This window comes from Nesterenkonia pannonica, from assembly GCF_019575955.1.
GTDB classification, from domain to species: Bacteria; Actinomycetota; Actinomycetes; order Actinomycetales; family Micrococcaceae; genus Nesterenkonia; species Nesterenkonia pannonica.
This window is the reverse complement of the sequence record NZ_CP080575.1, coordinates 1,903,088-1,917,161: the sequence shown is the minus strand read 5'-3', so window position 1 is coordinate 1,917,161 and position 14,074 is coordinate 1,903,088. Positions and strand designations below refer to the sequence as shown.

Below are 14,074 nucleotides of genomic sequence, written 5' to 3'. Positions count from 1 at the left end.
GGCCCGCGCCGCCGCTCGTTGTGCTCCGGAGGCCGCGATCAGTCCAGCTGATTCTCGAGGGCTCGGACCTCGAGGACGCCTCTGAGCTCGGTGAGGGACTGCATGAGCATGCCCGGTGACTGGTACTGCGAACGGCTGAACGTCATGGTGGCGTCGACTACAGGGCCGTCCTCCGTATCCTCCCGCTTCGTCTGCGAAAGACCGGTCTCGTAGCCCATATCGGAGGCTGCGCGGAGGATCTCCCGAAGGATGCCGTGTCCGTCCCGGTAGCGCACCTCGAAGCGCTGAGTGCGGCCATGCTGGGGGAGCCGCCGCACCAGCCACGTCACCACTGTCATAGCCAGCAGGTGCAGTGCCACGGTGATCGCCGCAATCAGCGGCATCCCCGCGCCGCAGGCCATGCCCACTGCTGCGGTGACCCAGATGGAGCCCGCAGTGGTGAGGCCCGAAACGATGTTCTGACGGACGAAGATCACGCCCGCTCCGATGAACCCGATCCCGGAGACGATCTGGGCCGCGATGCGAGAGGGATCGAGGATGACTCCGTCTGCGAGGATGTGAGCAAAGCCATAGGCGGAGACCAGGGTGAAGAGCGCTGAGCCGAGGCCGACCAGGATGTGCGTGCGCGCTCCCGCCGACTTCTGGCGCACCTCGCGCTCGATGCCGATGACGGCGGAGAGCACGAAGGCGCAGATCAGCAGCAGCGCCTCCTCCGCGGCTGTGTCGCGCAGCAGTTCGATGTCCATTGCCCTGACGCTAGAAGGTGCCTCTTCGGCGCACAAGTCCTCTAGTAGACTGTTGAGCCGAATCCGCTTTGATCCGGCCATCACCGGGGAGCATCCGGAAGAAAGGTCCGTGACGGTGCCGCCGTCGCCACTGAGTAGACCCGGACGGGTATGCCCGTCACAGCAGTCGTGGAGAGGCGCAGAGCCGGCACTGCCTACCTGTGCAAGCAAGGTGGTACCGCGCCTCGAGCTCCGGCTCGCAGCGTCCTTGCGGCAGCACTGAATACTCTGTTCGGCCCGACCAGGATGGACTCCATGACCGAGACTTCTCCCGTCTACCCACGCGCTGCCTCCGGCAAGGAGCGTGAGGCCCCTGCCTCCGCGCGCTTCCCCGAGATTGAGGAGCGCATCCTCAAGTACTGGGACGAGGACGGGACGTTCAAAGCATCCGTCGAGCAGCGGCAGGGGGAGGAGTTCGTCTTCTACGACGGCCCGCCCTTCGCCAATGGTCTTCCGCACTACGGTCACCTGCTGACGGGATACGCCAAGGACCTCGTCCCGCGGTACCGCACGATGCGCGGCCAGCGCGTCGAGCGGCGGTTCGGCTGGGACACCCACGGCCTGCCGGCAGAGCTCTCCGCGATGAAGGAGCTCGGCATGCGGGACAAGGCCGAGATCGAGGCGATGGGGATCGACACGTTCAACGATGCGTGCCGCTCCAACGTCCTTCAATACACCAAGGAGTGGAGAGCTACGTCTCCCGCCAAGCCCGCTGGGTCGATTTCGAGAACGACTACAAGACCCTCAACGTCGACTTCATGGAGTCGGTCATCTGGGCGTTCAAGCAGCTCCACGACAAGGGCCTGACCTATCAGGGGTTCCGGGTGCTCCCTTACTGCTGGAAGGACGAGACCCCGCTCTCCAACCATGAGCTGCGGATGGACGACGAGGTCTATCAGGACCGCCAAGACCCTTCGGTCACCGCCGCCTTCCCCGTGACAGAGGGTCCGGATGAGCTGCTGGGCGCTCACCTGCTCGCCTGGACCACCACTCCGTGGACGCTGCCGACCAACTTCTCCATCGCCGTCGGCCCGCATGTCGACTACGTCGTCGTCGAGGCTCCGGCGGAGGGCCCCGTGCCGGGGAAGGTGGTCCTGGCGCGCGAGCTGCTCGGCGCCTATGCCGAAGACCTCGGATTCCAGGACGCTCAGCAGGCCGAGCAGGCCGTCGGCGCGGCATACCGCGGCGAGCAGCTCGCGGGAGTGCGCTACGAGCCCCTCTGGGACTACTACACCGATGAGGAGGCCTGGGGCACCCAGCACGCCTTCCGTGTCCTGGTCGAGGACTACGTCACCACCACAGACGGCACCGGACTGGTGCACCAGGCCTCGGCCTATGGTGAGGAGGACCAGCGGTCCTCAGAGGCTGCTTAAGCATCCCGGTCATCCTTTCGGTGGACTCCGCGGCGAAGTTCCTGCCTATGTTCGCCGAGCCCACGCCGTCGGGGCGCGCCCCACTGGCTGACATCGCCGGAGTCCAGGTCTTCGATGCGAACCGCACGATCATCAACAGCCTTCGGGCCGACGGCCGTCTCGTGCGCGAAAAGTCCTATGTGCACTCCTACCCGCACTGCTGGAGATGCCGGACCCCGCTCATCTACAAAGCTGTGACCTCCTGGTACGTCGCCGTCACCCAGGTCAAGCAGCGGATGCTTGAGCTCAACGAGCAGATCAATTGGATCCCAGGGAACGTCAAGCACGGTCAGTTCGGCAGGTGGCTCGAGAACGCCCGCGACTGGTCCATCAGCCGGAACAGGTACTGGGGAGCCCCATCCCCGTGTGGGTCTCCGACGACCCCGCCTACCCCCGCACTGAGGTGTACGGCTCGCTGGAGGAGCTGAAGGAGGCATTCGGCGACTACCCGCGCAACGCCGCGGGTGAGCCGGATCTGCACCGCCCATGGATCGACGGCCTGACCCGGCCGAACCCCGACGATCCCACCGGACGCTCCATGATGGTGCGGGTCGAGGACGTGCTGGACGTCTGGTTCGACTCCGGCTCCATGCAGTTCGCGCAGGTGCACTACCCCTTCGAGAACGCGGAGTGGTTCGAAGGGCATCACCCCGCCGACTTCATCGTCGAGTACGTGGGCCAGACGCGCGGCTGGTTCTACACCATGCACATCCTGGCCACGGCTCTCTTCGACCGGCTTAAGCATTCACCAACGTGATCAGCCACGGCATCGTGCTGGGCTCCGACGGTCAGAAGATGTCGAAGTCGCTGCAGAACTATCCGGACGTCAACGAGGTCTTCGACCGCGACGGCTCCGATGCGATGCGCTGGTTCCTCATGAGCTCCCCGATTCTTCGCGGCGGAAACCTGGTGGTGACCGAGGAGGGCATCCGTGAGGGTGTGCGCCAAGTGCTGCTGCCGGTGTGGAACGCATGGCACTTCTTCGCCCTCTACGCCAACACCGCCCGGGGCGGAGCTTACTACGAGGCGAAGAGCGTCCGGGCGGATGAGGTGGAGAACCCTCTGGACCACTACATCCTCGCCGCCACGGGCGATCTGGTGCGTGAGGTGACGGACGCGCTCGACGCGTTCGCGATCGCGGAGGCCACCGAGGCACTCCGCCGCTATGCGGAGACCCTGACGAACTGGTACATCCGTCGGTCCAGGGCGCGGTTCTACTCCGAGGACCTCACGGCCTACGACGTGCTCTTCACGGCCCTCGAGACCTGCGTCCGTGTGGCCGCGCCGATGCTTCCGCTGATCTCCGAAGAGATCTGGCGAGGTCTGACCGGAGGGCGGTCTGTGCACCTGGCGGATTGGCCCAACCCGGAGGACTACCTGCGCGACGAGCAGGCCGTCGATCGGATGGAGCGTACGAGAGCCATCACCTCGGTTTACTCTGCCCTGCGCAAGCAGGCCAAGATAAGGTGCGGCAGCCCCTCGAGCGTCTGACCGTGGTGGTTCCCGAGGCCGAGGAGCTGTCGGGCACGTACCAGGAGATCATCGCCGACGAGCTGAACCTCAAGTCTGTCGAGCTTCTCGAAGCCGCGCAGACCAACGAGGCTGACTTCGGCATTGGCTTACAGCTGGTGGTGAACGCCCGCGCGGCGGGACCCCGGCTCGGGAAGGATGTCCAGCACGCCATCAAGGGCGCCAAATCCGGGGACTGGTCCGTGCAGGAGGGCTCCGTCACGGCTTACGGCCTGCAGCTTCACGAGGGTGAGTATGAGCTGACCACCACGGTCTCGGAGGAGGCGGGCGACAAGGCCGTCACGACGCTGCCCGCCGGATTCCTCGTCCTTGACACCGAGCTCACCCCGCAGCTTGTGGCTGAAGGTACGGCCCGTGACGTGATCCGAACCGTGCAGGCGGCGCGCAAGGCCGCCGATCTCAACGTGTCCGACCGCATCCGCACCACGCTGACGGCTCTGCCCGAGGTGATCGCCGCGGTGGATGAGCACGCGCAGCTGGTCACCGAGGAGACGCTCACCGCAGACCTGGACCTGGTCGAGGACCCTCGGCCGCCGAACCTCAAGCAGACGTCGTCGTCATGGAGAGCATCTGATGCCAGAGCAGCCGCTGACCCCGGGCGAGCCGTACGACCAGTTCTCGGTCGCATCGGTCTACGCCGAGCTTCTGTCCCGAACCCCGAGAACGACATGCAGCCCCGGCTGGAGCCGATGCGCATGATCATGGACCTCCTGGGCAACCCTGAGCGTTCCGCCCCAGCCATCCACATCACCGGGACCAACGGCAAGACCTCCGCTGCTCGGATGATCGAGGCGGGACTCCTGGCCCATGATCTCCGCACGGGTCGGTACAGCTCGCCGCACATGGGATCGGTCACCGAACGGATCAGCGTGGACGGAGTGCCCGTCTCCGATGAGACCTTTGTGCGCATTTGGGACGAGATCCGTCCTCATATCGGCATGGTCGATGAGAGGCTGAGCGCGGACGGCGAGGTGCCGCTGACCCTCTTCGAGTGCCTCACCGTGCTGGCCTTCGCCGTCTTCGCCGACGAGCCCGTGGACGTCATGGTCCTGGAGGTGGGCCTGGGCGGAGCATGGGACGCCACCAACGTGGTCAGCGGCAGCGTCCAAGTCGTCACCCCCATCAGTCTCGACCATACTGACCTGCTCGGAGACTCTGAGCATGACATCGCCCTGGAGAAGGTAGGCATCATCAAGCCCGGCGGATTCCTCGTCTCCGCCGCGCAGGTTCCTGAGGCCGCCGATGTGCTGCTCGAGGCAGCGCGTGAGGCAGGAGTTCCCTTCCGCTTCGAGGGGTGGAGTTCGGCGTGGAGTCCCGGCTCCCCGGCGTCGGCGGCCAGCAGGTCACCGTCCAGGGGCTCGCAGGGCGCTACCCCGATCTGCTCCTGGCCTTGCACGGCGCTCATCAGGCCCAGAACTTCAGCCTTGCGGTGGCGGCTCTGGAGGCCTTCATCGGCGGAGCCGAGCAGGAGCTGAATCTCGAGAACCTCCAGCTGGCATGCGAGCACATCACCAGCCCCGGTCGCCTGGAGACCCTCCGAACCGGACCGGCGATCATTGCCGACGCTGCTCACAACCCTGCCGGGATCGAGGCCTCCGCGGAAGCGCTCAAGGAGAGCTTCGGGCTGGACAAGCTGGTGCTGGTGGTCGGAATCCTCCAGGAGAAGGACGTCCGCGCCATGCTCGCGGCCCTCTACACGCAGTACGGGGACCTGGCCAGCGACATATGCCTCACACAGTCCGTCTCGCCCCGTGCGGTGCCCGCAGAGGAGCTGCGCCTAATGGCTGCCGACGCAGGCTTCCGCGATGAGGACCTGCACAGCACTGAGCGGCTCGACGAAGCCATCGACTGGGCCGTGTCCCGTGTCGACGAGGACGGCGCCACCGTCACCGGCGGCGTGCTGATCACCGGATCGGTGACACTGGTGGAGAGGCTCGCACCCTGCTGGGTGCAGAGGACGACCGTCTCAGAAAGGACACCTGATGGCCAAGCGCCGCTTACTGACCAAGGCCCAGCGGGAGTGGAGGCCCGGGCAGACGCGCCCCCGCGCTCGGTGAAGACGCTCTTCGCCTCCTCGGTGCTGTGCCTGGAGGCATGTCTGATGCTGTTCTTCGGGCTGACCGCCTGGGGGCTCAACCAGCACTATTGGTACGCCTGGTGGCTGCTGGCCTACTCGGGACTGATCGCGGTGCTGCTGGTGCTCACATGCGGGCTGCTTCGCCGCCCCTCGGGTACGCGATCGGCTGGGTCCTGCAGTTCGTGATGATCTCGGCATTCCTCTGGACGGCGCTCATCACCGAGGAGGGCCTGTGGACGCCCTTGGCACTCATCCCGGGGCTGGGCTTCCTGGCCTGCTGGTGGTACGCGGTGCGCACGGGCGCAAGGCTTGACGTCGAAAGATGGAAAGATACCGGATGGAAGAACAATTGGCCGCTGAACGTGAGGAGAACGATTCATGAGCGAACGAACTCTGGTGCTCATCAAGCCCGACGGCGTAGAGCGCGGTCTGACCGGCGAGATCCTGCGGCGAGTGGAGCAGAAGGGCTACCGCGTCGCGGAGCTGAAGAAGGTCGCCGCAACGCAGGTGCAGCTGGCGGAGCACTACGCCGAGCATGAGGGCAAGCCGTTCTATCAGCCTCTGGTCGATTTCATGCTCTCAGGCCCCATCGTGGCCGCCGTGGTGGAGGGTGACGGCGTCATTTCGGGCTTCCGCTCGCTGTGCGGCGTCTCAGACCCCACCGCCGCCGCTCCAGGGACGATCCGCGGCGACCTGGGCCGCGACTGGGGGAGAAGGTCCAGAAGAACCTCGTGCACGGCTCAGACTCCGCTGAGTCGGCCGCGCGTGAGATCAGAATCTGGTTCGGCTGAGCCGAGCGGAGCTGAGCGTGCGTGAACGGGATGAGGCAGCAGTGAGGAGCGCAGCGGACCTTCCTGACGCTCAGCGGCCCATTGGGCGATTCATCGCAGACCGGGTTCTCCCGCGCTGGGAGCAGCTGAATGAATACCCGCGCGCCACCTCTCACCAGGCGTTCGTCACCAAGCAGCTGCAGCGCCGAGGCTTCACGGTGCTCACTCTCCCGGGGTCGGACAGGTCTATCTGAGGGCCAAAGAGGTTCGAGGGGCGGCTATGGGCGTCTGACGACGCTGGTGAGCGCGCAGGCGCTTGAGGCGACGAGCTCCTGGGATCTGCTGCAGGAGTACCTGGCCGCGGCGGAGGTGCCCGCCTATGAGGCGGCTGCTTAAGCGGACGCACCCCACAACGAGGGTCTGGCGGTCCGCTTCTTCACCGTGGGCACCGAACCGACCGCGGCTGCCGTCCAGGTGCCGCTCTTCGTCGTCGGCGACGGACGCAGCACCGTACGCGAGCTGGTGACGCGCAGCTTCGAGCACCGCAGGCGCAACCGTGCACTGGCCCTTGCGCTGCCCCGTGAGGTCACGCTTACCCTGATCACTGCCGCCGACCTCACTCTCGACACGGTCCTCGGGCACAAGGAGCTGCGGATCCTTCGGCGAAACAGCGACCTGTTCACGGGGATGCTTCCCGTGGATGTGACAGCAGTGATCTCCGCAGAGCTGACCGAGGTGGCTCGTCAGGCTGCCGCATCCGTGCCGGGCTACGGCTCAGGCTCGGTGGACATCCTCACCTCGAGCCTCCGCAGCGCCGCCGACGCCGCGGTGTTCGGCATGGACCCAGCGGCCAGCATGCGCATGCACGCATATCCGGCCCTGGGCTCCCGTCAGGGCATCGGCCGCCACATCAGCGAGCAGTTCCGTCTGCGCAGCGAGTACTGGGATCAGTCGTTCAGCCCGGCGTTGCTAGAATGGGACGAGCTCGAATGAGGAAGGGACTCTCTCAATGACTCAGACTGACCTCCGTCCGGGGCCGTCTCAAGGCTCGACGGGTCAGGATGTCAGCGACTCCAGCTTCAGCATCGGCTCGCGCCGAGTGCTGGAGCTCGACGGCAGTCGCCTCCTGCGCGTAGGGGCTCGCCCGTCTCTGGGCCAGTACCTCAAGGAGCTGTGGCACTTTCGCCACTTCCTGTTCTACGACTCACGCTCCCGCGTCTCCTCGCAGAACAACCTGGATTCGCTGGGTCGCGCGTGGATGCTGATCAACCCCATGCTTCAGGCACTGGTCTACCTGACCATCTTCGGGATCATTCTGGAGACCAGCCGAGGCGTCATCAACTTCATCGGCTATCTCATCATCGGTGTCTTCACCTTCCGATTCATCACGAGCGCGGTCACCGGGGCGCCACCTCAATCGCCAACAACCAGCGCGTGGTGCAGTCCTTCAACTTCCCGCGCGCCGCGCTGCCCATCTCAGCCACGGTTCGCGAGCTCTTCGCCTCGATACCGGTCTTCCTGCTCATGGCTGTGCTGGTCTACTTCCTCGGCGACTACATGATCGGAGGGCTGGAGGAGGGTGTCGTGAATATCACGATCACCTGGCACTGGCTGCTCTTCTTCCCGGCGATTCTGCTGGCCCTGATGGTGATGACCGGACTGGGACTTCTGCTGGCTCGGGCGGTGAACGCCCACAACGATGTGCGGCACCTGATCACCATCGGCACGCGCATTTGGTTCTACACCTCTGCCGTGATCTTCGGGGTTGACCGTTTCGCTGACGCGGGGCACGGGTGGCTCGTGACCGTGATGCATCTGAATCCGGCCTTCTGCGTGCTCGACATCATTCGCCACGCGTGGATCTACGACGGCTTCGCTGACCCCATGCGCTGGGTGGTCCTGGGCAGCTGGGCCGTCGGCCTGATGGTGATCGGCTTCCTCGTCTTCTGGCAGGGCGAAGAGACCTACGGCCGGGAGCGCTGAGGCTCGATGGATCAGACGGTGACCAGCTACACCCCGCGCCGCGCCAATTGGCTCGCTGGCAATGGACACGACTACCCCGATCACGGGGCGGCGGACGATTTCGGCTTCATCGAAGAGATTCACTGGGATGACGCCCCCTGACCCAGAGCGCTCCGGTGGTGCAGCGGCTGGAATCCCAGAAGGTCGCCGTGGCAGTCGACGGTGCCTCCATGACGTACAGGGTGCGGTCGGACAACCAGCACCTGAAGGAGAAGGGCCGCTTCGCTCGACAGATCAAGAAGGCGCTCGGCTCCGGGTGGCTGGAGGTTCCGGCCCTCCAGCCGCTGAGCTTCGTGGTCAACCGCGGTGAGACGGTCGGCGTGATCGGCACGAACGGCTCCGGAAAGTCCACGCTCATGAAGCTGCTGACCGGTAAGATTCGCCCCTCTTCAGGCGACGTCTACGCTACCTCGACTCCGGTGATGCTCGGTGTGAACGCCGCCCTGGTCAAAGAGATCTCAGGGCGCGAGAACATCAAGCTCGGCTGCCTCGCCATGGGGATGACGCCGGCAGAGGCCGAGCGGAAGTTCGAGATGATCGTCGAGCTCTCGGGTCTGCGCGAGGCGCTCGATATGCCGCTGAAGGCCTATTCTGCGGGTATGTCGTCCCGGCTGCAGTTCGCGATCGCGACCGCCAAGGACCCGGACATTCTGCTGATCGACGAGGCGCTGAACACCGGCGACTCGCAGTTCCGCGCGCGGACCAAGGATCGCCTCGACGAGGTGCGCTCCCAAGCAGGCTGCGTCTTCCTCGTCTCCCACTCGCTGGGCACCATCAAGCAGATGTGCACTCGCGTCATCTGGATCGAGCAGGGACGCCTCCTCGCCGACGGCGACCCGGAGTGGGTGTGCTCGCAGTACCAGGAGTACACCGATCACAAGTCGAGCGGGCGCACACGGTCCGCCCAGATCGTCTACGACCGGACCATGCTCAAGCTCGCACCGGTAGAGATCGAGTTCTCCGACGGCAGCCTACCCACAAAGCCAGCGGCGCCCGCGCGAACTGACGTGGTCGCCATGAGCGGTATCGGCCGTCTGCGCCGAAGTGCGAGCCGCGCCTACCGGAGAGCGGCAGGCACGGAGCTCCACCGGCTGCGAGAGCAGGTGGACGAACTGGCTTACGAGGTGCATGTGCTCAGGGCCCGCCAGCAGGCCCACGGGCCCGCCCCGACGGAGACGGCAGACATTGCCATGCTCACAGACATGCGTCTTCCCGGGGCACCACGGCATCTCTGGCGGAGGAAGTCATCGCTCAGCACGATGCCGGGCTCAGCACCGCGCTGATCCATGCGCAGAGCGGCATCACGAGTCTCTCCACAGGCTTCAGCCCACACATTCGCCGGGTCATGAATCTTGAGGGCGTGCACCTCGTCTCCCCGTCCGAGCCCCTCAGAGCGGGTCTGCTCATCATCCGCCACCCCAAGGCGATGGCGACTGCCGCGTCCCGCTTCCCTCAGATCCAGGCGGAGCAGGTGGTCATGGTGGCCAACCATCCGGCCGTCGACGCAGCAGGGCACGCGGAATACGACGTGGCCCTGGCCGACGCGCGTGCTCGTGCCGCATTCGGCGCGGCACCGGTGTGGGCACCGATCAGCTCAGTGGTCCGCGAAAGCCTCGCCCAGGACGCGGAGAGCATCGTCCTGCGGGCCGAGGACTGGCCCAACATCTTCGGTCGCCTCCCGGCGGCGGGCCCTGCGCGCAGCCCCGGAGACGGCGTGCCGGTCATCGGACGCCATTCGCGGCCACAGCGCGAAAAGTGGCCGGACACCCGTGAGGACCTCCTGGCCGCCTACCCCGATGCCGATGATGTGCGCGTGGAGATCCTCGGCGGCGCCGAGATCCCTCAAACGATCCTCGGAGAGCTGCCCGCGCGCTGGAACGTGCTGCCGTTCGGGGAGGAGGAGCCGAGCGAGTTCCTCCGGCGTGTGGACTTCTGGGTCTTCATGCATCACCCCTCCTGGCGGGAGGCTTTCGGCCGGGCAGCTATGGAGGCGCTCGCCGCGGGATGCGTGGTGGTGCTCCCGCCCTACCTCGAGACTGTCTACGGGGATGCGGCCCTCTACGCGACGCCCCATGAGGTGCGAGGCATCGTGCAGGAGTGCTGGGACTCGCCCGAGATGTTCCGGCGCCAGGCGCAGGCCGGTCGCGACTATGTGGCGCGCTACGGTCCGCAGGCCCATCTGAGGCGACTCACAGAGCTCGGAGTCGTGACGCCATGACCGCCGACCAACCTGTCGAGGTATGCGGTGCACTGGGCAGAATGACTCCCACCGCCGCCCGCGGCTTCGAGCGCATGCTCGCTGCAGCTTCGGATGAGGGCGCCCAATGGCGAACGAGCCGTGAGGAAAAGGGCTGGCGACTGCGCAGCACCGCAGCGCTCCCAGCGCTCGAGGCCGGTGACGGCTCCGTGCACCATCTGTGGAACGCGGCAGGGTCCGCGCACCACAGGGCGGGGCGGCCGTGGACTGAGGCTGCCGCGCACGCTGATGCCTGCGGGCTGCTGATGCACGCAGCCGGAGGCGGGATCCTGCATGGAAGCGTCTCAGGTGCGCAGGTGCTCTACACCGCAGAGGTGGACACCGCGGTGCTCTTCTCCACGCGGCTGCGCTGGCTCACCCATGCCCTGGACCGCCTCACCCCGGACTGGCAGGCCTGGGCGGAGATCCTCTCCTTCGGGGCGCCGGTCGGCGGGCACACCACCTTCGAGGGCATGCGCCTAGCTTCAGCCCATGGAGTACGCGGAAGTCTCCTCCGAGGGGAACTCGCCGCCGCGTCGTCGGCAGGCCCGGTGGAGCTGGGCTGAGCACGAGCCGCGTCCCGTGAAGGATATGCAGGCGGTCACCGAGCAGGTTGTTGCTGACATGGCAGAGTTCATGCGGTAAGCCGCGGCGACGGGCGCGTCCAATCCGATGCTCTCCGGCGGACGTGATTCACGGATGCTCACGGCCTTGGCTCTGCGTGAGGCCCCTGATGCGGAGAGCGTCACCGCGTGGACGACCAGCTCGGACACCGGGTCGGCCCTCGAAGAGATCGTCGGCGCACGTGCCGCGCACGCCCTCGGCGTAGGCCAGCGCATCGTCACCGGCAGGTATGACGAGGTCGACAGGGATCTGCGCGCCTACGCCGACGCGGTGGACCATCAGGCGTCCTTCCACGTGTGGCTGACCCCGGTGGCCAGACGTCTTGGGGCGGCGGAGGGGCCGATCTTCGACGGAATCGGGGAGGGTCTTCTTCGGAGGCGGGTTCGCGGACTCTTCGGTGAGGAGCTCCTCGGAGAGCCTCAGCGCCCAGCGCGCGGCGTCTCGGTCCCATTATCTGCTCGAGGCCAACAGGGTGCTCTCCTCGGCACTGACTGCGAGCCTGCGGGGCTCGGCCCGCTCGCGCGCCGTGGAGGTGGCGCGGCCGTACGAGTCGCACCCCAACGGCCACACGCTGGCGTCATATCTCATGCGGACCGTTCCCGGCATCGCGCTGGCTCCGGCGCGCGTGCTCGGCCGCTCCCGGCCCACGATCATGCCGATGATCAGCGACGCGGTCGTCTCGGCGGCGCTGCAGCTGCCGCACGAGGCCAAGGCTGAGGGCGCGTGGTATCCGCAGCTCCTCAAAGCGGCGGACGCCCGCCTGGCGGGGATGCCGACGGCCGACGATCTGCTCGGCATGCATCACCACAAGAGGAGGATGGCCAGCCGGGAGGGGGCCCGGGCCGTTGCCGGACTCATCCGGTCGGGGCCAGCCTCGCTGCTGCTGAGCCCCGCACTGCGCGACGCTGACCCGCAGGAGGGTCAGGGCTCGTCGCGTGGCAGCGGGCGCTGAGCACGACCCGAACCCAGCACCTGCTCAAGGGCCTGTCCATGCTCAGCCTGTGGCTCGAGGACTACGGCCCGCGGCTGACCGACGCCGATCCACTGGGGGTCCATCGTGCCTGACAAGCCGGTTGAGACATCATGGCTGCGCCGACGGGCCTCGCCGCATCTTCGCAGGGTCAAACGGGGCGCCAGGCGCGGCATGAGGCAGCTGCGCAGCTCGGTGCGCCCGCAGGTGGGCGGCCTGGGGCCTGTCCATCGGACGTCGCCGTGGCGGCACCTGCGGGACCTGGCAGAGGGTGCGGCTGTGCCCGCCATCGGTCTGGATCTCGTGCTCGCTTCCGCCCCCGAGGGGGAGACGGCTCTGCCCGAGCGCTTCATCGATCCTCTGATCCTCGCTGAGCGTCGCAGCATTCCGACCGTCATGCTGGTCGACTCGGCAGATGATCTCGAGCACCCGCTGGCCGCGGTGGTCACTCACATGGTCACGTATCGGCAGGAGCTGCTCGGCCAGGTTGAGGCCTTCGCAGGAGAGGAGCGCACCCTCCTGCTGGGCAGCGCCGCACCGGTGCGGCGTCAGGTGCAGGAGCTCCTGAGGCTGACCCGCGTCCACACGCGTCGCGGCTGAGGCTGCGGCTCAGCTCTCCACAACGGCGCCGCGCGCCGTGTAGTAGCGCTTCACCCGAGGGTCCGCGAGCAGGGGCCCATGCACCTGCAGCACATTCATGCCTGAGTTGATGTTGGCTTCGAGGATGACCGGCCCCGTCGGAGAGATGATGATGTCCCAGCCGATGTACTCGAGGAATCCGAGCTTGCGGGCCCCGTCGAGCACGAGCTTCTTCGTCTCTTCCCAGAAGGGCACGGTGATGCCCTCGATGGCGGAGCCCGTGTCCGGGTGGTGGGAGAACCATTCGAGCTCGTTGTCCTCAGGCAGTCGCGACGCCTGGGAGAGCTGACCCGTCTCGAGATCCACTGCGGCGCTGAGCCCGCCCTTGGTCCAGTTGTCGACGTGCCCGGAGCGTGATGTGCCGATGCGGTGCACTGCCCGCGCGATGAACGGCTCGTGGTCCTTGTCCAGATCCGGCATGGTCAGCACGCGGATCGTGTTGGTCGCCTCCGGGTTCAGAGCTGACTGAACCTCGTGCTGCGGCACAGCTGCCTCGAAGAGCAGCGGCTTGTGGAAGGACTCCACCCACGCTGTGATCTCGTCGAGGGTGGTGGCGCTGCCGTCGATCCGATAGCCGTTCTGGTCCCGCCTGATGGAACGCACACCATTGGCCTCAGCCCCATGAAGCGGCTTGGCGAAGATGTGCGGGCGCTCTGACAGTGTCTTCTCGAGGAATTGGGCGGTGGGCTGGTGGGTCACATCGGGAAGCCATGGACTCGTCCGCGGCTGCATATCCCCAGGAAGGGGACCACCTGGGCCTCCAGGCTGAGGCTGTTCATCAGCAGGAAGAAGTTGAACTTGTTGTTCATGGCCTCCTGCAGGTGGGGGTTCACCATGTTCTTGGTGCGCAGGTAGCGCTGAACGTCGTTGACGTAGAGGGACGGGTCATTGCCCCGGTCGAGCCCGTAGAGCGTGGCCGAGCGCGACAGGAAGCCCCGCGCCACCATTGGGGGCTGCGGGAGGAGAAATCCGTCTCCCAGCGGAACTCCTTGCGCAGGAACCGTCGTGC

At 66.4% G+C, this 14,074-nt stretch carries 15 protein-coding genes and 3 pseudogenes; 14 read left to right on the top strand and 4 right to left on the bottom strand.

Going from position 1 to position 14,074, the window contains the following annotated elements; translation table 11 throughout:
• Positions 1-38: 38 nt before the first annotated feature.
• Positions 39-746: an MgtC/SapB family protein gene (locus K0H76_RS13695; protein ID WP_146341490.1), complete on the bottom strand. Its 708-nt coding sequence runs from the start codon at positions 744-746 to the stop codon at positions 39-41.
• A gap of 294 nt (positions 747-1,040) precedes the next feature.
• Between K0H76_RS13695 and ileS the strand changes: the two are divergent.
• The 12 genes and pseudogenes from ileS to K0H76_RS13635 all read left to right on the top strand — a co-directional run.
• Positions 1,041-4,242, top strand: a pseudogene (gene ileS / locus K0H76_RS13690) (isoleucine--tRNA ligase); the annotation flags it as partial.
• A 58-nt stretch (positions 4,243-4,300) separates the two neighbouring features.
• A pseudogene (locus K0H76_RS13685) lies at positions 4,301-5,710 on the top strand (bifunctional folylpolyglutamate synthase/dihydrofolate synthase).
• Positions 5,711-5,828: 118 nt separating this feature from the next.
• Positions 5,829-5,990 (top strand): hypothetical protein, encoded by a 162-nt coding sequence (locus K0H76_RS13680; RefSeq protein WP_258935417.1) that lies wholly within the window; start codon positions 5,829-5,831, stop codon positions 5,988-5,990.
• Between the two features lie 192 nt (positions 5,991-6,182).
• Positions 6,183-6,595, top strand: a pseudogene (ndk, locus tag K0H76_RS13675) (nucleoside-diphosphate kinase).
• Between the two features lie 17 nt (positions 6,596-6,612).
• Positions 6,613-6,828 carry a hypothetical protein gene (locus K0H76_RS13670; RefSeq protein WP_258933354.1) on the top strand — a complete coding sequence of 72 codons (216 nt, stop codon included), beginning with the start codon at positions 6,613-6,615 and terminating at the stop codon, positions 6,826-6,828.
• Positions 6,829-7,015: 187 nt separating this feature from the next.
• The gene (locus tag K0H76_RS13665; RefSeq protein WP_258933353.1) at positions 7,016-7,567 is read left to right on the top strand and encodes a hypothetical protein; all 552 of its coding nucleotides are present in this window, start codon (positions 7,016-7,018) and stop codon (positions 7,565-7,567) included.
• A 16-nt stretch (positions 7,568-7,583) separates the two neighbouring features.
• Positions 7,584-8,135 (top strand): hypothetical protein, encoded by a 552-nt coding sequence (locus K0H76_RS13660; RefSeq protein WP_258933352.1) that lies wholly within the window; start codon positions 7,584-7,586, stop codon positions 8,133-8,135.
• Positions 8,105-8,557, top strand: a complete 453-nt coding sequence (locus K0H76_RS13655) for an ABC transporter permease (RefSeq protein WP_258933351.1) — start codon at positions 8,105-8,107, stop codon at positions 8,555-8,557. The genes K0H76_RS13660 and K0H76_RS13655 overlap by 31 nt, the downstream gene beginning before the upstream one ends.
• A gap of 6 nt (positions 8,558-8,563) precedes the next feature.
• Positions 8,564-8,698: a hypothetical protein gene (locus K0H76_RS13650; protein ID WP_258933350.1), complete on the top strand. Its 135-nt coding sequence runs from the start codon at positions 8,564-8,566 to the stop codon at positions 8,696-8,698.
• Between the two features lie 14 nt (positions 8,699-8,712).
• A complete protein-coding gene (locus K0H76_RS13645) occupies positions 8,713-9,879 on the top strand; it encodes an ABC transporter ATP-binding protein (RefSeq protein WP_258933349.1) in 1,167 nt (388 codons plus the stop codon).
• Between the two features lie 143 nt (positions 9,880-10,022).
• Positions 10,023-10,814 carry a glycosyltransferase gene (locus tag K0H76_RS13640; protein WP_258933348.1) on the top strand — a complete coding sequence of 264 codons (792 nt, stop codon included), beginning with the start codon at positions 10,023-10,025 and terminating at the stop codon, positions 10,812-10,814.
• 41 nt (positions 10,815-10,855) lie between these two features.
• Positions 10,856-11,398, top strand: a complete 543-nt coding sequence (locus K0H76_RS13635; protein ID WP_258933347.1) for a hypothetical protein — start codon at positions 10,856-10,858, stop codon at positions 11,396-11,398.
• Positions 11,399-11,525: 127 nt separating this feature from the next.
• Here the strand turns inward: K0H76_RS13635 and K0H76_RS13630 are convergent, their stop codons facing one another.
• A complete protein-coding gene (locus K0H76_RS13630) occupies positions 11,526-11,735 on the bottom strand; it encodes a hypothetical protein (protein WP_258933346.1) in 210 nt (69 codons plus the stop codon).
• A 118-nt stretch (positions 11,736-11,853) separates the two neighbouring features.
• Here K0H76_RS13630 and K0H76_RS13625 point away from each other — a divergent pair, with 118 nt between their 5' ends.
• Complete coding sequence (locus K0H76_RS13625) at positions 11,854-12,408, top strand: hypothetical protein (protein ID WP_258933345.1); 555 nt, start codon at positions 11,854-11,856, stop codon at positions 12,406-12,408.
• 105 nt (positions 12,409-12,513) lie between these two features.
• Positions 12,514-13,026 carry a hypothetical protein gene (locus K0H76_RS13620; protein WP_258933344.1) on the top strand — a complete coding sequence of 171 codons (513 nt, stop codon included), beginning with the start codon at positions 12,514-12,516 and terminating at the stop codon, positions 13,024-13,026.
• Positions 13,027-13,035: 9 nt separating this feature from the next.
• On the opposite strand, the gene K0H76_RS13615 is transcribed toward K0H76_RS13620, so the two are convergent.
• On the bottom strand, positions 13,036-13,764 hold the full coding sequence (locus K0H76_RS13615) for a hypothetical protein (RefSeq protein ID WP_258933343.1): 729 nt from the start codon (positions 13,762-13,764) through the stop codon (positions 13,036-13,038).
• Entirely contained in the window at positions 13,761-14,012 is a 252-nt protein-coding gene (locus K0H76_RS13610; protein ID WP_258933342.1) for a hypothetical protein, read from the bottom strand. The genes K0H76_RS13615 and K0H76_RS13610 overlap by 4 nt, the downstream gene beginning before the upstream one ends.
• Positions 14,013-14,074: the final 62 nt, after the last annotated feature.